Origin of the sequence: Microbispora catharanthi, from assembly GCF_006334915.2 — a bacterium.
GTDB classification, from domain to species: domain Bacteria; phylum Actinomycetota; class Actinomycetes; order Streptosporangiales; family Streptosporangiaceae; genus Microbispora; species Microbispora catharanthi.
Genome location: NZ_VDMA02000019.1, coordinates 18169 through 41875 on the forward strand (window position 1 = coordinate 18169; position 23707 = coordinate 41875).

Genomic DNA, 23707 nt, shown 5'->3' on the forward strand with positions numbered 1-23707 from the left:
AAGTATCGAACGCGATCATTCTCTGGGTCAGGGTTCGCCCCGTTCACCCCCCGAAGAGGAATCGCCATCATGAGACAGCGTTCGAGGATCCATCCCACGCGCCGCGCCCTGACGGCCGTGCTCAGCGCACTGGTCCTGGTCGTGGCCTGCGTCGTCACAGCGGCGGCCGTGTCCGCGCCGGCCACGGCCGCGCCCGCGCTGCTGTCGCAGGGCAAGACCGCGACGGCCTCGTCCACCGAGAACGCCGGCACACCGGCATCGGCCGCCGTCGACGGGAACACCGGAACGCGCTGGTCCAGCGCGTTCGGCGACCCGCAGTGGCTTCAGGTCGACCTCGGGGCCACGGCGACGTTGAGCCAGGTCACCCTCAACTGGGAGGCCGCCTACGCCACGTCGTTCAAGATCCAGGTGTCGGCCGACGCCTCCACCTGGACCGACGTCTACTCCACCACCACCGGCACCGGCGGCACGCAGACCCTCACCGTGACCGGCTCGGGCCGCTACGTCCGCGTGTACGGCACCGCCCGCGCCACCGCGTACGGCTACTCGCTGTGGGAGTTCCAGGTCTACGGCACCACCGGCACGTCCTCGGGCTGCGCCGGCCCCGACGCCGCGCTGAACCGGCCCGCGACCGCCTCGTCCACCGAGAACGCAGGGACGCCCGCGTCCGCGGCGGTGGACGGCGACCCCGGCACCCGCTGGTCGAGCGCCGCCGCCGACCCGCAGTGGCTGCAGGTCGACCTCGGCTCGGCCACGTCGATCTGCAGGGTCGTCCTGACCTGGGAGGCCGCCTACGCCACGGCCTTCAAGATCCAGGTGTCGGCCGACGCCTCCGCCTGGACCGATGTCTACTCCACCACCACCGGCACCGGCGGCACGCAGACCCTCGACGTCACCGGCTCGGGCCGCTACGTCCGCGTGTACGGCACCGCCCGCGCCACCGGCTACGGCTACTCGCTGTGGGAGTTCGCCGTCCACACCAGCGGCGGCGGCACCACCGACCCGCCGAGCGGCACGCCGATCTCGGCGTACAAGCAGGTGACGGCCTCGTCCTGGGAGGGCGGCAACGCTCCGGCGGCGGCGCTCGACGGGCGGACGACGACCCGCTGGTCGAGCCAGTACTCCGACGACCAATGGCTGCGGGTGGACCTCGGCGGGGCCGGGCACATCTCCGGCGTCTCACTCAACTGGGAGTCCGCGTACGCCACCGGCTACCGGATCGAGGTGTCCGCGAACGGCACGTCATGGACGCCGATCTACACCACGACCAGCGGCAGGGGCGGCGTCGAGAACCTGAACGTCACCGGCGACGGCCGCTACGTCCGCTTCGTCGGCACCGCCCGGGCGACGGGCTACGGCTACTCGCTGTGGGAGTTCCAGGTCTTCGGCACCGTGGACACGGCGGCCACGACCGCGCCCCTGCTGTCCCCGCCCACCAAGGCTCCGGCGACCACCGGGCAGTTCGCGCTGTCCGCCCCCGCCGACAAGGCCATGATCACCGACACCCGGCGGCCCGCGTTCTCCTGGGCGGCCGTCTCCGGCGCGGTGCGCTACGAGGTCTGGCTGAACGTCAGCCGCACCGACTACGACTTCACCGCCTCGGGCAACCTGATCGACCTCTACACCAAGGTCGCCGAACCGACCGGCACGAGCTACACGCCCACCTGGGACATCCCCGACCGGTGGACGTACAAGTGGTATGTCGTCGCGGTGAGCGGCTCGGGCGCCAGGACGACGTCGAACATCCGCACCTTCAGCCTCTACCTGCCCGACATCGAGCAGGTCGCCGACGGCGTCCCGATCGTCAACGGCGTCCGCGACCTCGACAGGAACGGCACGGTCGAGCCGTACGAGAACTGGCGGCTGCCCGTCGAAACCCGAGTCAGCGACCTCCTCGGCAGGATGACCCCCGAGGAGAAGGCGTATCAGATGTTCTACAACGCCCAGACCTACCCGCTCTCGGGCTGGCACTTCGGCCCGGCGTTGCCGAACGACCTGCACGCCGTGCTGCTGGGCGCGTCCGGAACCCGGCTCGGTATCCCGCCCGTCTCGGCGGGCGACACCATCGCCGGATACCAGACCACCTACCCGCTGCAGAGCACGCTCGCGGCGGGCAAGGACTACGCGCTCGACTACAAGCTCGGCGACATGCAGCGCCGTGAAGAGCTGGAGGTCGGGGCGCGCGGCGTGCTCGGCCCGCTCGCCGAGGTCGGCACCAAGGTCCTCTACCCGCGCATCCAGGAGGGCAACGGCGAGAACGCCGACGTCGCGGCCGCCCAGGTCCGCGCGCTGGTGGCCGGACTCCAGGGCGGCCCCGAGCTCAACCCCGCGTCCGTGCTGGCGACCGTCAAGCACTGGCCGGGCGAGGGCGCGGGCGGCGAGGCCGGGATCACCTACGACGCGGTGACGATCAAGTACCACATGATCCCGTTCAGGGCCGCGATCGAGGCCGGCGCCGTCAACATCATGCCGGGCTACGCCGGGAGCTCCTACCTCGACCCGGGCGGCTCGGGCGCGGGCGACAGCAAGCCGATCCTCGACTACCTGCGGACCGACCTCGGCTACACCGGTCTCATCACCACCGACTGGCTGCCGTCCTCGGTTTGGGTCAAGGCCGCGAACGCCGGCTCCGACGTGATGGGCGGGGCCGACCCCGGAGCCACCGGGTTCACCATGGCGACCTTCCTCGGAGGAGTCCCGATCGCGCGGATCAACGACGCGGTGACCCGGATCCTGCGCCTGAAGTTCACGCTCGGCGTGTTCGAGCGCCCGTATGGCGACCCGGTGAACGGCCCCTACCGCTTCCACCAGCCGTCGTACGTCGCGCTCGCCAACCAGGCCGCCCGGGAGTCCATCACGCTGCTCAAGAACAACGGCGTGCTGCCGCTGAAGCTCAAGGCGGGCGACAACGTCGTGGTCGCCGGTCCGCGGGCCACCGACGGATCGGCCTGCTGCATCTGGACGAGCTTCTTCCACCAGGAGTACGGCTCGCAGACGTTGCTGGACGCGGTGAAGGCGCGGGGGGCCACCGCGGGCGTCAACGTCTACCAGGACACCGGGCCTTCACCCAGGCTCGCGATCGTGGCGGTCGGCGAGCCGACCTACACGCACGCCACCGCCTGGGTGAAGGAGCAACCCCAGGTGCCCGCCGACCAGCTGGCCGTCATCCAGAACTTCAGGAACCAGGGCATCCCGGTGGTCGTCGTGCTGACCCTCCCCCGGCCCATCGTCATCAGCGAGTGGAACGGCCTGGCCGACGCCATCGTGGTGACGTACCGGGGCGGCGAGGAGGTCGGCCCGGCCACGGCGAGCCTCCTGTTCGGCGACTACACGCCGCGCGGCCGCCTGCCGTGGCAGCTCCCGCGCAGCCTCGACCAGATCCTCAAGCCGGGCGGCGGCGACGTGCTCGCCGACGCCGTCGAGGACTGGAACCTCCCCTACGACCTGGGCGCGACCGCCGCCCAGCGGTCGGAGATCCGGGCCCGCATCGACGCGGGCCAGACCGTCCCCACCACCTACGGCAATCCCCTCTACCCGTACGGAGCCGGCCTGCAGGGCTGGTCGTGACGCCCGCTTCAGACTGAAGTGGGCAGCGGCCCGCCGTGCCAGGTCATGGCGTCGCCCAAGGCGGCGAGGAGATCCACCTCGCCGCCTTCGGCCTCGGCGTAGGCACGGTGCAGGTTGAGCACCAGGCGCTCGGCGTCCGCCCATCCGGCGAACTCGCCCAGGTCGGCCGCCTGCGCGGCGGCCAGCGGAGTGAGCCCGTTCTCACGTCCAGCCCGGGCGGCGTCGAGGACGAAGCGGTAGTACCGCTCGTGCGCGGCCAGGACCTCCGGCAGCTCGGAGGCGGTGGCGAGCGGCCCGTGTCCCGGCACCACGTGCTCGGGCTCGAAGGCCGCCAGCCAGTCCAGCGACCGCAACGCCCCTTCGAGCGACCCCATCAGCACCAGCGGCGTGAGCCCGTTGAACAGCAGGTCCCCGGCGAACAACACCCGTTCGCCGGGAAGCCACGCCACCACGTCCCCGGGGGTGTGGGCGGCGTGGCCGGGATGCCGCAACTCGACGCGGCGCGCCCCGAGATGGACGGTCAGCTCGGAGGTGAACACCACCGACGGCGGGCGGCGCGTCACGTGTCCCCAGTCGGGCACCGGCGTCCACACCGGCGGGCAGCCGTCGATGATCGGGTCGGCCAGCAACGCCTCTCTCATCGCCGCGTGCCCGAAGACGACCGTGTCGTCCGGGAGCAGGCTGTTGCCGTAGCAGTGGTCCCCGTGCTGGTGGGTGTTCACCGCCATCCGGACGGGGGCGCCGCCGGTCGCCTCGGCCACCGCGCCGAGAAACCGCCGGGTGCGCGCCTCGGTCGCGCAGGTGTCGACGATCAGGACGCCGCCGTCGCCTGCCACGGCTCCGGCGTTGTTCACCCACCAGGTGCCGTCGGGCTGCACCCAGGCGAAGATCCCCGGCCCCACCTCGTGCAACCCTGCCTCTTGCGACCCTGCCCCGTCGGCCCGCTCCACCACGCGCTCACGATTCCTCTCCCCGGCGTCCTACCCAGGGGACCCTATCGACGGCCTCCCTGCCACCGTGAGCCGGCCGCGGCCGGTCGCTCCACGCCGGCCCGCGTCAGCGCCGGCCGTACAGAGCCGGCAAGTCGATCAGGTGCACATCAGGCGAGGCAGCCTCCTGCGCCAGCGCCTTGTCGTTGAATCCGGTGCCACTGAAGCAGATGAGACGGGTGCCCGTGGTGTCGTAACGGCCGGACTCCGCGATCAGGTCGCGGATGTGCCGGAGACGTTCGATGTGAGCGATTCCCATCGTGTCGTTCCACTTGGCTTCGCCGATGGCCAGAAGCGGCGGTTTGCCGTCGTCAGCGATGCCGATCACGGCCACGTCCACCTCGTGCCCGGTTCTGGCCTTGAGATCGCGGACGACACCGTGACCGACTCGGGCAGGCAGCCCGCCGAACAGGTCCGGATCGGCGTGATGCAGCGACCACTCGCGGCAGATCTGCTCGAAGTGCGGGCCGAGGACGTTGCTGACGAAGCGGCGGCGGCTGGCCTGCCAGACCCGCGTGGCGCTGCCCGGCCGCTCGAGCTGGTCCCAGACCGGCCGCATGATGGCGTGATAGAAGCGGATCAACGGCTCGGAGATCCGGTATGTGGCGCGGTTGTCCCGAAAAACGTCCGCATCGCGATGCAGCAGGCCGGCGTCTTCGAGGACGTTGATGGGATGCGCGATGTCCGTCGCCTTGCGCTCCAGGTAGCCGGCCATGCCTCCGCGGGTGGCGTTGCCATCGGCAACGGCCGCCAGGACGGACAGATACAGTGCACTGTCACGCAGGTCCGGCTCCTCGGCCAGTAGGTAGCGGGCCTCGCGGAACAGGGGCGTCTCCGGGTTGAGCACGGTGCGGACGACCCAGTCGTCGAAGTCTTCCGCGCCCGCCGGGGTATCACCACGTGCGAACTCGCGACGATAGGCGGGCGTGCCGCCGACGACCGCGTTGACCTTGAGGGCCAGCGCCGGATCGGAAATCCCCCAGAACGCGGCGGCCAGCTGGTGGTCAAGCGGACGAACGAGCAGTTCCAGTCCCGCCCGTCCGCGCAACGGCGCGCTGCCCGACAACAACCGTCCCATGAAGGACAGGGCCGAACCGCACAGCAACAGACGCGTACGGGAATTGGTGCGCTGGTCCCGCATCGGCCGGAACGCCTCCTGGATGAGGGAAGGCAACTCGGGGTTCGCCCGTGCGAGGTAGGGAAGAAGTTATAGGACCACAGTTCTATAAACTGTAGTCCTATAAGAGGCAGCCACGTGAGCATCGACTCCCAGCGTCATGTTGTGCCTGGGCATGTGCACACGGTCGGTCGCACCACGTCACAAGGCTCACCGATGCACGGTGAGCACGATCTTGCCGATCTGGGCGCCGGACTCCATGTGCCGGTGGGCCTCCACGACCTCCTCCAGCGGGAACAGGCGGTCCACCACCGGGCGGAAGGCGCCCGTACGCAGGCCCGAGGTCACGAAGGCGACGGCGCGGCGCAGCCGCTCCGGGTCCCTGGTGATCTCCAGCACCGTGTACGTACGCATGTTCAGCGCGGGCATGCCCAGGTCGAACCCCGGATAGGGCGTCGGCTGCCCGCTCTGCGCGCCCCACAGCAACAACGTCCCGCCGGGCGCGACGACCCTGGCCAGTTCCGCCACGCCCGGCCCGGCGACGGCGTCGAAGACGTACTCGGCACCTCTGCCGCCGGTCAGCTCGAGCACTCGCCCGGCGACGTCCTCCTCGTCGGAGACGACGACCTCGGCCGCGCCCTCCTCGATCAGCCGCCGCCTCTTGGCACGGGTGCGGGTGACGGCGATCGGCGTGGCCCCGATGCGGTCGGCCGTGTGTATCGCGGCCAGGCCGACGCTGCTGGACGCCGCGTTGATCACCGCCACGTCACCCGCCCGCATCCCGGCCACCTCCGTCATCGCGCCGTAGGCCGTGAGGTAGGGCATCCACACCGCCGCCCCGGCGACCTCGTTCATCCCGTCGGGGCGGGACAGGAGCGCGGACGCCGGCACGATCGCCTGCTCGGCGTAGACGCCGTAGTCGTTCTGCGAGAAGAAGCCGGGCAGGACGCTGACCGCCTGACCCTCCGCGAACCCGGTCACCTCCGGGCCGACCGCCTCCACCACACCGGCGGCCTCGGTGCCGAGCGTGGCGGGCAGGTGCTTCACCGGCTCGATGTACCGGTCGCGCCGGAACAGGATCTCCGCCCTGTTGACGCCGATCGCCTCGACCCGGATCCGCACCTCACCGGGCCCCGGCTCGGCCGGCTCCAGGTCGTCCAGCCGCAGCACCTCGGGCTCGCCGATCTCGTGGAACCGCACCGTCTTCGCCATGTCGTCGTCCTCCGCTTCATCGCCGTCCACTGTGCTGGTTCACTGTGCGACCAAAGTACGACCGATGTCAAACTTCGACGAAAGTCGTACTATGGGGCCATGGGACGTACGCCGCCGCATCCAGAGGTGTCGCAGTTCGACCTCCAGCAGGTGCTGGAGGCCCTCGTCGATCCGGTACGCCGGAGCATCGTCGCGCAGCTCGACGCCTCCGACGCCGACATCCCCTGTGGGGGCTTCGACATTCCGGTCAGCAAGTCCACCGCCACCCACCACTTCAACGTGCTGCGCGAGGCGGGCCTGATCCGGCAGCACTACGTCGGGACGTCACGGATGAACTCCCTGCGCCGCGCCGAGATGGACGAGGTGTTCCCCGGCCTGCTCGACGCCCTCACCCGTCAGCCGGCGAAGAAGACCTGACGCTCCGCGGCCCTGTCGTCGAACGCCTCCAGCCGGGCCTGTCCCTCGGCGGCGAGGGTGTCCAGCATGGTGTGCAGCAGCGCGGTGCACAGGACCGTCGGGCCGGCGTGGGAGTCGAACGCGAAGCCCGAGCTCACCGGGGCGAGCAGGACCTCGTCCGCGAGGTCGGTGAGCCGGCCCACCGGCTGGTCGGTGACGAGGGCGACCTTGAGCCGGACCCGCCGCGCCCAGACGAGGCCCTGCTCCAGCTCACGCGGATAGCGCGGCAGGCCGATGGCGAGCACCCACGCGGCACCCGACTCCGCCGCTCTGCTCAGCCGGTCTTCCAGGATCGAGCCCGGCACGTCCAGCACGCGTACGTCCGGAAGCACCTTCTCGGCGAGGTAGCCGAACAGATGCGCCAGCGGCGCGGAGATCCGCAGGCCCATGACCAGAAGCGGGCTCGACCTGGCCAGTTGAGCCGCCACCCGCCGGAGCTGGCCGGGATCGGCCAGGCCGTCGCGCAGCCGTTCGAGGTCGCGGATCTCGGAGTCGACCAGTTCCTGGATCTCGTTGTAGCGGTCATCCGTCGCGACCGGCGGACGATCGCCGAATACCGACGTGCGCAGCGCCTCCCGGAACTCCGGGAACCCGCGGAACCCGAGCGCGGCGGCGAAGCGGGTGACCGACGGCTGGCTGACGCCGGCGCGCGCGGCGAGGTCCGCGCTGGTGAAGAAGACGGCCTCCTGCGCGTTGTCCAGCAGGTAGCGCGCGATCCGGCGTTGTGACGGCGAGAGGCGGTGGCCGTCGAAGAGCGTCCGCAGGTTCGCGACGATCCGGGTGGCGTCCAGCACGGCGAGCGATCGGCCAGGCTCTGGGACGTGCCTCATCCTGGAACACTTCCCTTCTTCGTGGAGTGACGGACCCGGCCCCCTGGCCGGTCGCCTCACTCGTGAATCGCGAAGCGCCTGCCGGATGCAACGCCGCCGGGCGGCCCCCGTGGGGACCGCCCGGCTACGCCGCGTCGTGATGCCGGTCAGTTCTTCGGGCCGTTGCCGTTGAACCTCGTCTTGCACTCCTGCAGCCGCACGTCGACCTGCTCGCCCCGGTCGACGGTCACGTGCACCGTCTCGAGAACCTCGCCGGTCGGGCGGGCGCAGGTGAGCGTCCAGCTTTCCTTGATGAAGTTGCCCGGCCCGGTGGCGACGACGCCGGTCTCGGTGTAGGCCGGGGCCGGCCGTACGGACGGATTGACGTGCCAGGCGAACTTGCCGTTGGCCGGGGTGACCAGCGTCGACTGCAGATGGGTGGGGATCCTCTGGGGCGGATCGACCACGTTGTTCGCCTGCCGGATCGGCGCGGTCCACAGGTCGAAGTCCTTCGCGATCTTCAGGACCGCGCCCTTCGGCGCCTTTCCGGTGATGACCGAGTGCCCGGCCGGATCGGCCGCGTACTCCAGGGCCGCCATGAACGCCTCGCGGTTCGACTTGCCCTCGTAGCGACCCGTCCCGGTGTAGTCCTCGATCACCTCGGAGTAGGTGTTGCTGGTCGACTGGGTTTTCATGATCTCGAAGGTGAACCCGAGGCCGCGGGTCGCGTAGTACGACCAGTCCGGGGTCTCGCCGGTCGTCTCGTAGTCGAAGCCCGACTTCATGCCCGTGTAGCCGTTCTCGGCCGTGATCGCGTCGGTCAGGGCGGCGTAGACGGCCTCGTCCGGGGTGTCGCCCGCGCGCTTCTCCAGCGGCGGGCGGAGGACGGTGTGACCGGAGGTGTGGTTCGTGATCAGGACGGTGACCTGGTTGTTCTTGGTCAGGTCCATGACGTTCTGCACTTCGGGCTCGGAACCGGGCCCCGGGCCCCGGGTCGTCGCGTTCGAACCGGCGTTGCTGCCCCAGCCGAAGGGGTAGTTGCGGTTGATGTCGACCCCGGCGCTGCTCGCGCACGTCGGGGACAGGCCGCAGCTCGTACGCCGGTTGATGACGAACCCGTCGACGTTGACGACCGGGACGAAGACGACTCGCGCCTTGTCGAGCAGGCGTGTGACCTGGGGGTCCTTGCCGTCGTTGTCGATCAGGTCGTAGGCGAACTCCATCGTGTGCTCGCCGGAGGGCCATTCGTTGCCGTGGTGGACGCCCATCATCAGCAGGACCGGTTTGCCGTCGGCGGCGCCGACGTCGTGGGTGACCTCGATGCCGTACACCTCCCGGCCCTGGCGGGTCTTGTGCGGCAGCGTGATGTGCTTGACGAGGCCGGGGTGCCGGGCGCTCAGCGCCAGCATCTCGTCGTTGTAGTCCGTGATCGTCCGGTAGGTGGTCCGCCCGCTCGGCAGGCTTGGCGCCTGCTGCTGGACGATCGCCTGGGGGTCCGCCGTGGCAGCGGCACCGGCGCCGGCGGCCGGAATGCCGAGACCTCCCAGAAAACCGACGCCCAGCGTCAGCGTGAGAACGCGTTTCCCGAGGACAGAGGCAGTGGAGGGGGACGTGCCTCCTGAAGACATGCTGAAACCTTTCTCAGCCGCGGACGAGCGGGAAACGAAAACGCATCCTTTTCTCCGGGCCGTCTTTCGGCAGTACGCGACACCCCCCGAACAGTCGCTGACTGCAAAGTTTCAGTAAGTCTGCGGGGTGAATGTGAGCCTGTCAACCGCTGATCGGCGGCCTTCTCCGCACATACGGAAAATGCGTCGGTGATTTTCCGCACCCGCACGCGACGCCCGAGGTGCGGGGAGACCGCGCCGGAGGGCCGGCTCCTGTCGAGCATGTTTTGTTTCGCCTCGTTTTTGTTCCGCATCGTTTTCGTTCCGCATCGTTTTTGTTCCGCATCGTTTTCGTTCCGCATCGTTTTCGTTCCGCAGCGTGCACGCCCTTCGAGCAGCCGTCGTCCGCGGCTCGGGCCGACGTGCCGGACGGTCGACGAACTCGACGCCACACGCCTATAGGTCGCGGGGAGAAAGGCTTTCGGGGGCGCGGGCCGGGATCCCACCCGCACGGCGAGATCGGCCGTCTCGCTTTCCCGGTGACGAAGGCATTTCGACAACGCGGGGCCCGTCTCGCCGCGCACAGGTCCCGCGCGCAGGGCCGGGTTCGCGGCCACACCACGACCGGGTGGGCGGCGGGGAGCGGCGATCATCGTCGGACGGCTCCGACGCCGGTCATCCGGTAATGAAAGGCACCCGATTTTCCGAGCCGGGAGGGTGAAAGTTTCACCGAGATGCGTCCCGCTCCGGATCGCCCTTCACTCTCGACGAACCGACGGCCTACATGCCTTTGTCAAGGTCGACCAGGGAGCTTCTCCCGTTTCTGACACGATCGCGTGTCAGATGTTCATTGACTCGACACCCGCGATTCACCTATTGTTCCGCACGGGTTCCCGAAACTTTCTTTCTTTATTCGAAAGTTTCGATCAGGCCTGTGTGAGGAAGCGCGCGTGCCCTGCTCACCCCGGCGGAGACTCAGGAGGAACGAACGTGTCGGCACAGCTCGTCCTGTTCGCGATCGACATCTGCGCGGTGGTGTTGCTCGTCTTCGGGCTCTACTTCCCACGACACCGCCGGCGCGACCTGGTCGTCTCCTACCTCGGGGTCAACATCGGCGTCCTCGCGGTGGCGAGCGTGCTGAGCGCCGGCAACGTCGGCGCCGGGCTCGGGCTGGGGATGGCGCTGTTCGGCGTGCTGTCCATCATCCGCCTGCGCTCGACGGAACTCGACCAGCACGAGGTCGCCTACTATTTCTCGGCCCTCGCCCTGGGCATCCTCGGTGCGGTGAGCACCACCTCGGCCTGGCTCAGCGGCGGCATGATGGCGCTCATCCTCGCGGTGATGTTTCTCGGCGACCACCGGCGGCTGTTCCGGCACTACCGGCACCAGATCCTGGTGCTCGAATCGGCCTTCACCGACCATGTCGCGCTCGTCGCGCACCTCGAACAACTCCTCGACGCCCGAGTGCACGCCGTCACCGTCCAGCGGCTCGACCTGGTCAACGAGACCACCGTGGTCGACGTTCGGTACGCGCTGACCGACCGGGCGCTGACCGCCGAACCCGAGGCGCCCGCACACGCCGGAGCACGCCGATGACCACGACGCCCATCGGGACCGCCCTGGCGCGGCTGGCCCCCGTCGGACTCGACGAGCTGGTCGACCGGGCCGCGTTGCAGACCAGGGTGGACCGCAAATACCTGGTCCCGGCCGAGGCCCTGCCCCGTCTGCTGGAAGGGCTCATGCCGTACGCCCAGGTGCTGGACATCGACGGGGAACGCACCTTCCGCTACCAGTCGGTGTATTTCGACACCCCTCAGTTGGCCAGCTACCACTGCGCGGCCTACCGCAGGCGCCGGCGTTTCAAGGTGCGCACCCGCACCTATCTCGACTCCGCCCAATGCTGGCTGGAGGTCAAGATCAGCGGTGCGCGGGGCAGCATCACCAAACACCGGCTGCCCTACGACCCGCGGGACCGCGGCACGGTGGACCCCGGGCGCGACTTCGTCGACGCGGCACTCGCCCGCGAGTCGATCGGTCCCGCCGCCAGGAGCTGCCTCGACCCGGTCCTGGTGACCGAATACCACCGCGCCACCCTGCTGCTGCCGGACACCGCGAGCCGGGTCACCCTCGACACCCGACTCGCCTGGCGGCACGGCGACTCCGCGCTGCGGCTGCCCGGCCTCGCCGTGGTCGAGACCAAGAGCGCATCGGCCGCCACGCCGGTCGACCGCGTGCTGTGGCGGGCCGGGATGAGACCCGTTCGCATCTCCAAGTACGCCACCGGGCTGGCCGCGCTCCGCCCCGACCTGCCCGACACGCCGTGGCGGCGGACGCTGCGCCGCCACTTCCGCGGCACCGCGTCGCCGATGGACCCGGCGCCGGACCTTTCCCACCGCCCCGAACAGGAGGCATCGTGCGTCTGACGCTCCGCAGCACCGGCGTCACGGCGGCCCGCCGCGTCACGAGGACCGCGGTCGCCGCCGTGCTCCTCACCGGGCTCCTCGCCGGGCCCCTCAACGCGTACCCGTCGTCGGCGGGCGCCGGATCGGCTTCCGGCACCGGATCGGCCGGCCGCGCCGCGAGCACCGCCGCCACGGCGTCCGCGACCGCCGATGCCGGGGCGGCGGACGACCTGACCGGCGACATCGCCTTCTCCACGCCGAGCGGCACCTTCCAGGGACAGGTGTCGGTGTCGCTGAGCACCGCGGTCAGCGGCGCACAGATCCGCTACACCACCGACGGAACGCCGCCCACCGCGCAATCGGCGCTCTACGGCGGCCAGCCGCTGCAGTTCACCCGCACCACCCAGCTGCGCGCACAGGCCTTCGCCGGCGGCACGGCGTCCGGGAGGGCCGGAACGGCCATGTACGTCGCCCAAGCCACCACCACGACCCACGATCTGCCGCTGGTCCTGATCGACTCGTACGGCAAGGGCAAGCCCGGCCGGGATTACCTCGACGCCGCCACCATGATCTTCGATCCTGGCAGTGGTGCGACGACGTCGCTGGCCACGGCTCCGGCGGTCGCCACCCGCGCCGGAGTCCACCTGCGGGGGCAGTCGTCGGCCTCGTTCGAGAAGGCGCCATATCGCCTCGAGTTCTGGGACAACGACAACGACGACGCCGACTACCCGGTGCTGGGGATGCCCGCCGACTCCGACTGGGTGCTGCGCGGGCCGTTCCCGGACAAGTCGCTGATCCGCGAGGCCTTGGTCTACGACCTCGGCAAGGAGATGGGGCTGAAGGTTCCCCGGTATCGGTTCGTGGAGCTCTACCTCAACACCGACGCCGGTCCGGTGGGCGCCGACGACTACATGGGCGTCTACATGCTCGCCGAGACGATCAAGAACTCGAAGAACCGCCTCGACCTCAAGAAGCTGGACGAGGACGACACGACCCTGCCGAAGCTCACGGGCGGGTACATCTGGAAGTTCGAGTGGATGGCCGCGGAGGAGCCGACGCTGCCGTGCAGCGGGTCGTCGGCCACCTGCTGGACCTACCTCGAGGTGGTCGACCCCTCGCCGCTGCAGCCGCAGCAGAAGGACTGGCTGCGGGGCTACATCCAGGAATTCCACAACGTGCTGCACTCGCAGAACTTCGCCGACCCGAACACCGGCTATCGGGCGTACATCGACGTGGGTTCGTTCATCGATCAGTTGATCATCTACGAGCTGAGCCGGAACATGGACGCCAACTACCGCAGCGCCTACTTCTACAAGGACCGGGACACGAAGATCTTCGCCGGCCCGCTGTGGGACTACGACCTCACTTTCGGCGTGGGCGGCTTCTTCCAGAACGACCAGACCGCGGGCTGGCAGTATCAGCAGACCCGGCAGCCGGTCGCCAACGACTGGTTCGCCCAGCTCATGCGGGATCCGGCCTTCGTCGACCAGGTCAAGGCGCGCTGGCAGGCGCTGCGCCGCGGCGTGCTGTCCGACTCCGCGCTGCAGAGCAGGATCGACGCTCTCGCCCAGCCGCTGACCAACGCCGCGCAGCGGAACTTCCAGCGCTGGCCGAACCTCACGACGCGCACCATCGGCTTCTTCAACACTCCGACCGCGTCCACCTGGCAGGGTCAGGTGCAGTACCTGCGCGACTGGGCGCTGCGCCGCGCGGCCTGGCTGGACTCGACGGCGGGGTGGGGCGGTGCGGTCACCTCGCCCAGCCCCAGCCCGTCACCCAGCGCCAGCCCGAGCCGCTCGCCCAGCCCCTCGCCGAGCCCGAGCCCCAGCCCCTCGCCGAGCCCGTCGCCCAGTCCTTCGCCCAGTCCTTCGCCCAGTGCGAGCCCGAGCCCTTCACCGTCCGGCGGAGTGTCCGGCGCGTGCTCGGCGACGTTCCGGGTGGTCAACTCCTGGCCCGGCGGCTTCCAGGGTGAGGTCACGGTGCGCGCGGGCAACGCGGCGATCAACGGCTGGACCGTGAACTGGACCTGGCCCGGTTCGCAGACCGTCACCCAGCTGTGGGGAGGCGTGCGCTCGGGCTCCGGCTCGGCCGTGACGGTGCGCAACGAGTCGTGGAACGGCTCGCTCGCGGCCAACGCGAGCACGACCTTCGGCTTCGTCGGCGGAGGATCCTCGGCCACCCCGGCGGTCACCTGCACCAGCCCGTGAGGCGAAGCGAACCGACGAGGTCCCGTCCGTCGGACGGGACCTCGTGCCCTGTTGCATTAGGAGGCATCAAGCGCCCCCTGGCCGTGTAGGCACCACGGGCGGTGTCACCTCGTTGGCGGCCACCGCGCGGCGGACCTCGGCATGCGGGTGCGCCACCGGATCGATGTCGGCGGCCCTCAGCAGCCCCCGCTCCGCGAGCCGCGCAGCGCTCCCCGGCCCGGTCAGCCCTCCTTGGTGTCGACGTAGACGACCGCGTGCTTCACGGCGACCGAGGTCCACGGCACGATGACGACGGCGCCGTTCCGCTCGAAGACGCGTGCGTCGTCCCCCTCGGTGCCGTACTTCTGCGGCAGCTGCGCCACCTCGGCCGCCTTGCCGGTGGCCGCGTCCAGGCGGACGAGCCGGGGAGGCAGATCGCGCCAGTCGCCGACCTCCAGGGCGAGCAGGCCGTGGTCGTCGGCGCGGACGAGATTCAGCATCGTGGGCTGCGTGCCGGACGACTCCCACACCTGCTTGCCGGTCTTGAGGTCGAAGGCGAGCGCCTTGTCGCTCGATCGCGCCTTGTTCGGCACGTTCTCCGGAAAGGTCGTGAGGTAGAGACGGTCGCCGTGCACGACGTAGCGGCGCTGCTCGAACATCCCGTCCACGAACGCCACCTTGTTCATGGCGAGCATGTCCACCTTGCCGGTCGTGAACTCGCTGAGCTTGCCGCCTCGATCGTCGAGAACGAGGAAGGTGCTCTTGTCGCCCTCCTCCTGCCGGACGACCAGCGGGTCGGCCGACAGCACCAGGCTCATCAGGCTGAGATCGCCCATCTTGTAGCGCCATACGGCCTTGCCGCTCTTCGGGTCGAGCACCTGCACGAAGTTGCCCGAGCCCTCGAAGCTGCAGTCGAGGAGCAGGGCCACCCGGGTGGCCGCCGTGTTCATGTCCTTGATGTGGCAGCCCTGGGGAAACTGGGCCGTCCACTGCTTCCCCCCATCGGACAGGCGGTAGCCGGACAGGACATCGTGCGCGTACACCACGGCGACATCGCCCGCGTCCATGATCCGGGGCACCGTGAGCGAGTTGGCCAGCCGGGACTTCTCCGCCGGGATCTTGATCTTCCAGGTGATCTTTCCTGTCGCGGCGTCGATCCCGGCCAGGTGGTCGCACAGCTGGTCGCTGCCGTACGCCACGGCGCCCTTGCCGTTCGCCAGGTCGGCGGTGGCGCCGCAGAGCTGGTCGCCGGGCGAGGGAGTGCCCCAGGCGCGCTTGCCCGAGGTCAGGTCGTAGGCGAGCACCCCGTCGCGCTGCACCCGGATCACCGTCTTGTCGGTCAGCCAGCCCGCGAACGAGAGCCCCTGGGTGAAGTCCATGCTGTCGGCACTCGCGAGCGGGACGGACCATTCCCCCGCGCCCCCACCGGAATCGGTGCCGGAACCGCCGCCCGCGACGAACCAGGCGGTCCCCGCGCCCACCGCCAGCAGCACCACCAGCCCGAGCGCGACGAGCAGCGCCGTCTTGCCCTTGCCGCCGGGCGCCTGCGGCTGCGGCTGCGGCTGCGGCTGCGGCTGCGGCTGCGGCTGCGGTGGGAGCCCCTGGGCGGGCTGCCCCGGAGCTCCATAGCCCTGGCCGGGGTAGCCCCCCTGCTGACCGGGGTAGCCCGGTTGGCCCGTGTACCCCTGCTGGCCCGCATGCCAGGGCGTCTGGCCCTGCCCAGGCGGAGCGGGGGCCGGAGCGGCCTGGCCCGGCTGCGGCTGCCCCCAGGGCTGCGGGTACGGCGAGCCCGGGTGTCCCTGACCCGGCTGGCCCTGACCCGGCTGCCCGTACGACGCCGGTGCGCCGGGTGCGCCCGGACCCCAGGGCGCGGCTTGGCCGGGCGGGCCGTACGCCGGAGGGGCCGGGGCCTGCGGAGCCGGCCTGGCCTGCTCACCCCACTGCCCCTGACCACCCGGCTGCCCGTACCCCGGCTGGGCGGGCGCGGCCTGGCCATAGGCCGGCTGACCGTACCCCGGCTGACCGGATGCGGCCTGGCCATAGGCCGGCTGGCCGTACGCCGACTGGCCGTACGCCGGCTGAGCGGATGCGGCCTGGCCGGGTGCGGGCTGGTGGCCCCAGCCTCCGGCGTCACCCGGTTGTCCCTGGCCGAGGTAGGGCTGTTCCTGTCCGCCGTAGGGCGATCGGCCCGGGCCGTAGGGGTACGGCGAGGGCGGAGTAGGCGGTGTGGGCGGGGTGGGCCCGCCGTACGGGTCCCTGTTGTGCTGATCCGTCATGCCTCTCCCCCGATCACGCGAGCTGGGCGCGGACGTAGCCCGCCCACTGCCGCTCGAAGTCCGCCCTCGTCACGCCGAGCACCTGGAACAGGGCGGCTTCGCTGTCGTCGCCCGGTGCCCGGTAAGCCGCGACCACGCCCTCGACCAGCTTCCGCTCGCCGTACTTCTGGGCGATGAACCGCATGGCCAGGTGCCCCATGAGGTAGTTGACGCTGGTCATCTGCTTGAAGTCCCAGAGGGCGTTGGTCGGCAGCTTCCCGTCGAACGGCATGGCGAGCTGTCCTGCCACGTAGGCGCGGCCCTCACTGACACGCCGGTTTCCGTTGATCGGCCGGTTGCGGCCGGCGACGTACTCGGCGAAGCCCTCGGTGATCCAGTTCGCCCTGCCGAACAGAGCGAACTGTGCGCTGTCGAGCCCGGCGACGAGCGAGTGCGCGAGCTCGTGCTCGGAGATCTCCATGATCCCCTGCTCGTTCCTGAAGAACTCGGACGCCGTGTCCATGACGACGCGAGTGCCGCCGATCTTCACGGTGTCGTTCCCGATCCCCCATCTCGGCATCGGGATCGAGACGCCGGCCTCGTTCGCCTTGGCCGTACGGAACAGCTTGCCGAGCTGGGCCTTTCCCTCGACCAGCGCCACCACGAACCCGCTCGGCACCGCCGCGTCCGGATCGCCGTTCTTCTCCCAGAAGGCGAGATCGCTCGCGGCGGCGGCGGAGACGGTCGGCGCGACGCGCCGGGCCAGGGCGGCGTCCTGTGGCCTGGCGAGGACGAGACTGGCGCCCGCCTTCGCCACCACGATGTCCGGCCAGATGTCCCACGGCCCGGGGAAGTACATCGTCTTCGACACCTCGCCGCTGATCGTCGGCGGCGCGCCCTGCACCTTCGTCACGACAAGGGGCGCGTTCGCCGACGCCTTCTCGATGGTCCAGCGATACCACTCGGACACCGGGCGCAGGTCGATGCCGGCGAACCGGTGGACGAACGCGACGTCCTGCGTGAACTTCACGCCCCGCCCGAAACTGTCCTGAGCCCGGCCCTGGCGCCGCAACACCTGGTAGGACTTCTCGGCCAGCGGCATCTTGCGCAGGTTGGCGAAGACTCTCGCCTGGTCGCGGACCAGAGCGGCGTTCTTCTGGTCGAAGATCGAGGTGAACGCCGTGGCGTCACCCGAGGCCAGCGCCCTGCTGTGCGACTGGACCAGCTTGCTGATCTCGTCGTCCTTCACGACGACCGTGTTCGAGTCGGTGGCGGCGTCGTTCGTGGCGTCGTCGCCTGAGCCGCCGCCCCGCAGGACGAGGCCCACGCCCGCACCCACCGCGACGACGAGGACGAGGGACAGGATCCCGAGCGTCACCCACAGCCCGGTCTTGCGCCCGGGGGCAGGAGGCGGAGGGGGAGGCGGAGCCTGCCACTGCTGTGGCGGAGGGCCGTACTGCCACTGCGGCGGAGAGGGAGGTGGAGACTGCCACTGCGGCGGCGGCTGCGGCGGATACTGCTGGTGATAACCGGGCCCCGTCGTCACTCTTGCCCCGTAAATGCTCAGAGTTACCGAAAGGCGTAAAGCGTATCAGTGGTCAAGAAGCGGGCACCGGCGCTTCCCCGAATGCGCCACACGCACTCTCGCTATGTCCTCTGACCAGGCATTTTCGAGCCTCTCCATCGAATGCGCCGGACCCTCGCGGTCAATCCGCGGAGCCGTACGGCCATTCGCGTGGCCCGGCGTGTCAGGAACGAGCCGAGCTCGCACACCATTGGGCGGACCTCACCGGCCGGTCTGCGGGAAAGACGGCGTGCCGCTCCCGGGCCGTCCGTAACCTGAGACGGTGCGTACCGGCTCCCCCGACACCCGTCTGATCGTGCTCCGCGGGAACTCCGGCTCCGGGAAGACCAGCGTCGCCCGTGCCGTGCGGGCGGCCTATGGCCGCGGTCTGGCGCTGGTCGGCCACCATCGCTATGGCGCGATGCTGCGGTCGCTGCGCCGTGACCACGCCGGGACCAGCGCCTTCTTCTACCTGGATGTGTCCTTTCCTGAGACGCTCCGGCGGCACGACAGCCGCCCCCAGCGGTCGGACTTCACGCCGGACCAGATGCGGGAGTGGTATCAGGAGCGCGACCTGCTGCCGGACGGGTGCGAGACGGTCATCGGCGAGGACAGCCCGCTGGAAGCCTCCGTGCGGCAGGTGCTGCGTCAGGTGTGACGCGCGCGGACGGTGCCCGCCCAGGTGAGAAGGTCCAGGTTCTTCTCCAGAGCGGCCTCGCGGATGGCGAGGATATCGAGCACGTCGTCCTGCGGCAGCGTCTCCACCATGATGGACAGGCCATCGCAGTCACTGACGTGCGGAAGGATCTGCCGGGTCAGCTCGATCCCGCGCTCGGCCTGGGCCTGATCGATCTGCCCGTGGTCGGTGAGCTGCGCGAGCTCGCGAACGTTGCGAATGGCGCCGTCGTGATCGGCGACCAGCTTTCGGACGTACTCCTCACCGAAAATGGGCACCAGCCGCGGATACATCGACTCTTCCTCATAGCGGAAGTGCGGGCCGGTGGCCTCGGCGATGGCGGAAACGATATGGCGAGCCGTCGTCACATCGTGTGCGGTGAAGGCGTCGACCAGGGCGAACAGCAGGTTCCGGACCTCGCGGTGCTCATCACGGAACGTCTCACGGAAAACATCGGAGATGGCCAAGGAAACCCCACCCAGCTGATAGGCGCCATAAGCCGGCACCGCTTATTCGGACCGCAGACAGTACAGTCGCGGTCCCTTCCGTCTCTCCAGTGACGAAGGTCCCGTCCTGGCGGGGCGATTGTCGGTCCTCACCCGCCAGGAACGTACTGAGGACTTTGGTCCCTTCGATCGTGGGCTTTACGGCCGTCCTCCAGACCGGGGGCGTTCCATAGCGTGCTCATGACCCGTAGTCGAGGCTTGGCCATCGGCGGGTGGTCTGCTCGGAGTGGTCGCACTGCCGGGCATTCGCGGGATGCGCCGTGTCCGTCGTCGCGGCCTCGATCGTGAAGGTGAGGAAACCGATATGGGGCCCGTCACGGTGGTGATCGGGGAGAAGGGCGGCACGCAGCCCCCGGCGCCGCGGGCGTCATGGCATCTGCGCGCCAACGCGATCGTCGTCGCCTGGATCGCACTGACGATCGCGGCGGCGCTGTCGCCGGGCGTGTTGCCCGCGCCGCGGTGGCTGGTGATCCACGTCTTCCTGCTCGGCGCGGTCACCACCGCGATCGTGATCTGGAGCGAGCATTTCGCCGCGGCGCTGCTGCGCGTCGGAGCGTCCGGCCGGCGGTGGAGCATCACCCGGCTGGTCGCGCTGAACGCCGCGACCATCGCCGTGCTGTACGGCGTGGCCGCCGGGCCGTGGCCGGTAGCGGCGGCCGGGGCCGCGGCGGTGGTCGGCGTGGTCGTCTGGCATGCCGCAGTGCTGGCGGGGATGCTCAAACGGGCACTGCCCGGCCCGTTCCGCCATGTCATCGGCTGGTATCTGGCCGCCGCGGGTGCGCTGACGGTGGGCGGCGCCTTGGGCGGGCTGCTCGCCGCGCACGTGGGGAACGGCCCGATGCACGAGCGGCTGCACGCCGCGCACGCCGAGACGAACCTGTTCGGCTGGGTGGCCCTGACGGTGCTCGGCACGCTGTTCACGCTCTGGCCGACGGTCCTGCGGACGCGGCTTTCCCCGCTGACCCGGCGCTGCTCCCGCCTCGCGCTGCGGCTGGCCGTGGCGGGCCTCGGTCTGACACTGCCCGGCCTGCTGCTGGGGCTGCGCTGGGTCGCGGTGGCCGGGCTGACGGTGTATCTGGCCGCAGCGGCCGTCGCGCTGGCACCCGTCGTGGAGACGCTGCGACGGCGCCGCCCGCACACGGGAGCGGCCTGGACGCTGGGGGCCGCGGTGGCCTGGTTCGGGATCGCGCTCATCACCGATCTCGTGGTGGTCGCCACCCATTCCGCCGACGACCTGCCGGCGGCTCTTGAGCCGCTGCTGCCGCTGGTGCTGGCCGGATTCGCCGCCCAGGTGCTGCTCGGTTCGCTCATGCACCTGCTGCCCGCGGTGCTCGGGGGCGGGCCGGTCCGCTTCAAACAGAACGCGGCTCTGCTGGAGCGGGGCTGGCCCTACCGCCTGGCGGCGGCGAATCTCGGCGTGCCGCTTGTCGCGCTGCCGGTTCCCGAACGCGTCGGCCTGCTCGGCTGGGTGCTCGTCCTCACTCCCGCGGTCGCCTTCGTCGCGCTGGCCGTGACCGCGCTGGTGCGGGCGCGTCACCCTCGAGGCCGGGTGTCGCCCGTTCCCCTCGGCGTGGTCGTCGGCTGCCTGCTCACGACCGCCGCCGTCGCTGTCGCCGTGTCCGGAGGTGCCGGGCCGGCCCGGCTGGAGGTCGTCCCCGGCGTACGGAGAACGGTCGAGGTGACGCTCGCCGCGATGCGCATACGGCCCGCCGTCATCAGCGCACCCTCCGGCACCGTGCTGACACTCCGTGTGACCAATGCCGACGCCCAGCGACACGACCTGAGGCTGTCCACCGGAGACCACACCCCGATGCTCGGCCCCGGCGAGACCGCCGTGGTGAAGCTCGCCCCGCTGGCCGGGACGGTGGACGGCTCGTGCACCGTCGCGGGGCACCAGGCGGCCGGCATGACCATGCGCATCGTGCCCGCTCCGGCGGCCGCGAGCGCCGAACCCGCGGAGACGGGGCACGCGGCCATGGGCCGTTCCGGCACGCGGACAGGCGGCCGCGGCACGACCCTCGATCCCGGCGCGCCGATGTCGCCGGGGTGGAAACCGTACGACGCCGCCCTGAAGCCCGCGGCGGGCGGCGAGGAGCACCGGGTCGAGATCCGGGTGGAGGAGACCGATCTCGAGGTCGCGCCGGGAGTGCACCAGCGCATGTGGACCTTCGACGGCTCCGTTCCCGGCCCGACACTGCGCGGCAAGGTGGGAGACGTGTTCGTCGTGACGTTCGTCAACGGCGGGACCATCGGCCACGGCATCGACTTCCACGCCGGAGCCGTCGCCCCCGACGGGCCGATGCGCACCATCGACCCGGGGCAGCGGCTCACCTACCGCTTCCGCGCCGACCGGGCCGGAGCGTGGCTGTACCACTGCTCCACCATGCCCATGAGCCTGCACATCGCGAACGGCATGTACGGCGCCGTCGTCATCGATCCGCCGGACCTGCCGACGGTGGACCGTGAGTTCGTGCTCGTCCAGGGCGAGCTCTACCTCGGGCAACCCGGCCAGGACGACCTGGGCTCGCGGATCCTCGAGGGCCGGCCGGACGGATGGATGTTCAACGGCACCGCCGCCGGTTACGACCACGTTCCCCTCACGGCCACGGCCGGCGAGCGGGTGCGCATCTGGGTGGTCGCCGCTGGTCCCGGGTCGGGAACCGCCTTCCACCTGGTCGGCGTGCCGTTCGACACCGTCTACAAGGAAGGCGCATATCTGCTCAAGAGGGGCGACCCGGGCGGCGCTCAGGTGCTGGACCTCGCCCCGGCCCAGGGCGGCTTCGCCGAGCTGGTGTTTCCCGAAGCCGGGCACTACCCCTTCGTCGACCACACCATGCCGCGCGCCGAGGCCGGCGCCCACGGGCTCTTCGCGGTGAGCGCGCCATGACCTGGTGGTCGGTCATCCGGTTCCTGCACGTGCTCGGCGCGGCCCTGTGGGTCGGCGGCCAGCTGGCGGTCTCGCTCATCTTGCTGCCGCTGGCCCGCCGGCTGCTCGACGCCGAGCGGCGGGCCTCCGTGCTCGGCGCTGTCGGGCGGCGGTTCGGCCTCTTCACGGTCACCGCGTTCCTTCCCGTCCAGCTCGTCACCGGGGTCGCCATGGCCGCGCACAAGGGCGTCACCTGGGCCTCGCTCGCGCAGCCGGGTTACGGGCGGATCCTGGCCGCGAAGCTCCTGCTGTTCTGCGCGGTGATGCTGGCGGCCGGGCTGCACGGCTGGGCAAGCGGCACCGGGCGGCCGGCCGCCGCGCGGGCGCTCGCCACCGCCGCGCTCGTCGGCTCGCTCGGTGTCGTGCTCCTGGCCACCGCCCTGCCCGCGACGTAGGCCAAGCGCCGGTCGGTCAGGCCGGCGGTGCGGTGGTGCTCGACCGGACGACCAAACGCGCCGTGCTGACCTGTCGCGAGCCGGGGGAACGGTCGTCGATCGTGTCTGCCAGCACCCGTGCGGTCTGCACGCCGTACGCCTGGATGTCCCACGAGAGCGCCGTCAGCGCCGGTCGTACCATCACGCACAGCTGCGAGTCGTCACCGGCCACGATCGACAGCTCGTCCGGCACGGCGACGCCCATCTCCTGTGCCACGTTGAGCGCGGCGGTGGCCATCACGTCGTTGTCGAACATGATCGCGGTCGGGCGGTCGCGCCGGGACAGCAGCGTCCGCGTGGCCCGCATGCCTTCCTCCCAGGTGTAGTCGGTCTCGACGACCTGTGGTTCACCGAGGCCGTGACCGAGCACGGCCTGGCGGAAGGCCGCGATGCGTACTTGGGTGTGCTCCAGTGCGGACAACCCCGCGACGCGGGCGACACGGCGGTGTCCGAGCGCCACGAGGTAGTCGACCGCCGAGACCACGGCTGCCGCGTCGTCGGTCCACACGGCGGGTATATCCGTGTCCGGCCGGGGCCGGCCGACCAGAACGGCCGGGATCTGGAGTTCCTCGAGCACCGGGATCCGCGCGTCCTCCGTCCACAGGTCGGTGACGACCATGCCGTCGACGCGCCGTTCCGCCCAGCAGAGCCGCATCGCGTCGATCGCGGCGCGGTGGTCCTCGACGACCTGCAGAAGCAGAGCGGTGCGCCGCCCGGACAGTTCGCGTTCCAGCCCGGCGATGAACCGCATGAAGAACGGCTCGACACCGAGCGTGTCCGCCGGGCGGGCGATGATCAGGCCGACGCTGTGCGCCCGGGACCCGGACAGGGACCTGGCCGCCGCGCTCGGCCGCCAGCCGATCTCGTTGGCGATGTCGAGGATGATTTTGCGGGTCTCCGCGGACACCCCCGGCCGTCCGTTGAGCGCGTACGACACGGCGCCGATCGAGACACCGGCCCTTGCCGCGATCTCGGCGATAGTCGGCCGCTTCACCGCATCC

General features: G+C 70.5%; 17 protein-coding genes. 8 read left to right on the forward strand and 9 right to left on the reverse strand.

The window, feature by feature from the left end; translation table 11 throughout:
- Positions 1-69 precede the first annotated feature (69 nt).
- Positions 70-3567, forward strand: a complete 3498-nt coding sequence (locus FH610_RS30215; RefSeq protein ID WP_139578428.1) for a discoidin domain-containing protein — start codon at positions 70-72, stop codon at positions 3565-3567.
- 8 nt (positions 3568-3575) lie between these two features.
- Here FH610_RS30215 and FH610_RS30220 read toward each other — a convergent pair whose 3' ends face one another.
- From FH610_RS30220 to FH610_RS30230, 3 genes are all read right to left on the reverse strand, one after another.
- A complete protein-coding gene (locus FH610_RS30220) occupies positions 3576-4517 on the reverse strand; it encodes an MBL fold metallo-hydrolase (protein ID WP_240809303.1) in 942 nt (313 codons plus the stop codon).
- A 106-nt stretch (positions 4518-4623) separates the two neighbouring features.
- Positions 4624-5697, reverse strand: a complete 1074-nt coding sequence (locus FH610_RS30225) for an AAA family ATPase (protein ID WP_240809282.1) — start codon at positions 5695-5697, stop codon at positions 4624-4626.
- Between the two features lie 186 nt (positions 5698-5883).
- Positions 5884-6885: a zinc-dependent alcohol dehydrogenase family protein gene (locus FH610_RS30230; protein ID WP_139578429.1), complete on the reverse strand. Its 1002-nt coding sequence runs from the start codon at positions 6883-6885 to the stop codon at positions 5884-5886.
- Between the two features lie 99 nt (positions 6886-6984).
- Here FH610_RS30230 and FH610_RS30235 point away from each other — a divergent pair, with 99 nt between their 5' ends.
- Positions 6985-7302 carry an ArsR/SmtB family transcription factor gene (locus FH610_RS30235; RefSeq protein ID WP_139578430.1) on the forward strand — a complete coding sequence of 106 codons (318 nt, stop codon included), beginning with the start codon at positions 6985-6987 and terminating at the stop codon, positions 7300-7302.
- Here the strand turns inward: FH610_RS30235 and FH610_RS30240 are convergent.
- Both FH610_RS30240 and FH610_RS30245 read right to left on the reverse strand, forming a co-directional pair.
- Complete coding sequence (locus tag FH610_RS30240) at positions 7281-8171, reverse strand: MurR/RpiR family transcriptional regulator (RefSeq protein WP_139578431.1); 891 nt, start codon at positions 8169-8171, stop codon at positions 7281-7283. The genes FH610_RS30235 and FH610_RS30240 overlap by 22 nt on opposite strands.
- 146 nt (positions 8172-8317) lie before the next feature.
- Complete coding sequence (locus FH610_RS30245; RefSeq protein WP_139578432.1) at positions 8318-9778, reverse strand: M14 family zinc carboxypeptidase; 1461 nt, start codon at positions 9776-9778, stop codon at positions 8318-8320.
- Positions 9779-10747: 969 nt separating this feature from the next.
- On the opposite strand from FH610_RS30245, the gene FH610_RS30250 reads away from it, so the two are divergent.
- Genes FH610_RS30250 through FH610_RS30260 form a run of 3 tightly spaced genes read left to right on the forward strand, consistent with a single transcriptional unit; the run spans position 10748 to position 14366 of the window.
- Complete coding sequence (locus FH610_RS30250; RefSeq protein WP_240809283.1) at positions 10748-11353, forward strand: DUF4956 domain-containing protein; 606 nt, start codon at positions 10748-10750, stop codon at positions 11351-11353.
- The gene (locus FH610_RS30255) at positions 11350-12180 is read left to right on the forward strand and encodes a polyphosphate polymerase domain-containing protein (protein WP_139578434.1); all 831 of its coding nucleotides are present in this window, start codon (positions 11350-11352) and stop codon (positions 12178-12180) included. The genes FH610_RS30250 and FH610_RS30255 overlap by 4 nt, the downstream gene beginning before the upstream one ends.
- The gene (locus FH610_RS30260) at positions 12171-14366 is read left to right on the forward strand and encodes a CotH kinase family protein (protein ID WP_205826186.1); all 2196 of its coding nucleotides are present in this window, start codon (positions 12171-12173) and stop codon (positions 14364-14366) included. The genes FH610_RS30255 and FH610_RS30260 overlap by 10 nt, the downstream gene beginning before the upstream one ends.
- Before the next feature lie 221 nt (positions 14367-14587).
- Here FH610_RS30260 and FH610_RS30265 read toward each other — a convergent pair whose 3' ends face one another.
- Together FH610_RS30265 and FH610_RS30270 are read right to left on the reverse strand one after the other, a co-directional pair.
- Entirely contained in the window at positions 14588-16621 is a 2034-nt protein-coding gene (locus FH610_RS30265) for an outer membrane protein assembly factor BamB family protein (protein WP_139578435.1), read from the reverse strand.
- Between the two features lie 13 nt (positions 16622-16634).
- Positions 16635-18146, reverse strand: a complete 1512-nt coding sequence (locus FH610_RS30270) for a hypothetical protein (RefSeq protein ID WP_167538796.1) — start codon at positions 18144-18146, stop codon at positions 16635-16637.
- A 301-nt stretch (positions 18147-18447) separates the two neighbouring features.
- Here FH610_RS30270 and FH610_RS30280 point away from each other — a divergent pair, with 301 nt between their 5' ends.
- Entirely contained in the window at positions 18448-18822 is a 375-nt protein-coding gene (locus FH610_RS30280) for a P-loop NTPase family protein (RefSeq protein ID WP_139578438.1), read from the forward strand.
- Here the strand turns inward: FH610_RS30280 and FH610_RS30285 are convergent.
- Positions 18813-19307 carry a hemerythrin domain-containing protein gene (locus tag FH610_RS30285; protein WP_161628110.1) on the reverse strand — a complete coding sequence of 165 codons (495 nt, stop codon included), beginning with the start codon at positions 19305-19307 and terminating at the stop codon, positions 18813-18815. The genes FH610_RS30280 and FH610_RS30285 overlap by 10 nt on opposite strands.
- 343 nt (positions 19308-19650) lie before the next feature.
- On the opposite strand from FH610_RS30285, the gene FH610_RS30290 reads away from it, so the two are divergent.
- Positions 19651-22233 (forward strand): multicopper oxidase domain-containing protein, encoded by a 2583-nt coding sequence (locus FH610_RS30290; RefSeq protein ID WP_139578440.1) that lies wholly within the window; start codon positions 19651-19653, stop codon positions 22231-22233.
- A complete protein-coding gene (locus FH610_RS30295; protein ID WP_139578441.1) occupies positions 22230-22667 on the forward strand; it encodes a DUF2269 family protein in 438 nt (145 codons plus the stop codon). The genes FH610_RS30290 and FH610_RS30295 overlap by 4 nt, the downstream gene beginning before the upstream one ends.
- A 16-nt stretch (positions 22668-22683) precedes the next feature.
- Here the strand turns inward: FH610_RS30295 and FH610_RS30300 are convergent, their stop codons facing one another.
- Positions 22684-23700, reverse strand: coding sequence for a LacI family DNA-binding transcriptional regulator (locus FH610_RS30300; protein WP_139578442.1), 1017 nt, complete (start codon positions 23698-23700; stop codon positions 22684-22686).
- Between the last annotated feature and the right edge of the window lie 7 nt (positions 23701-23707).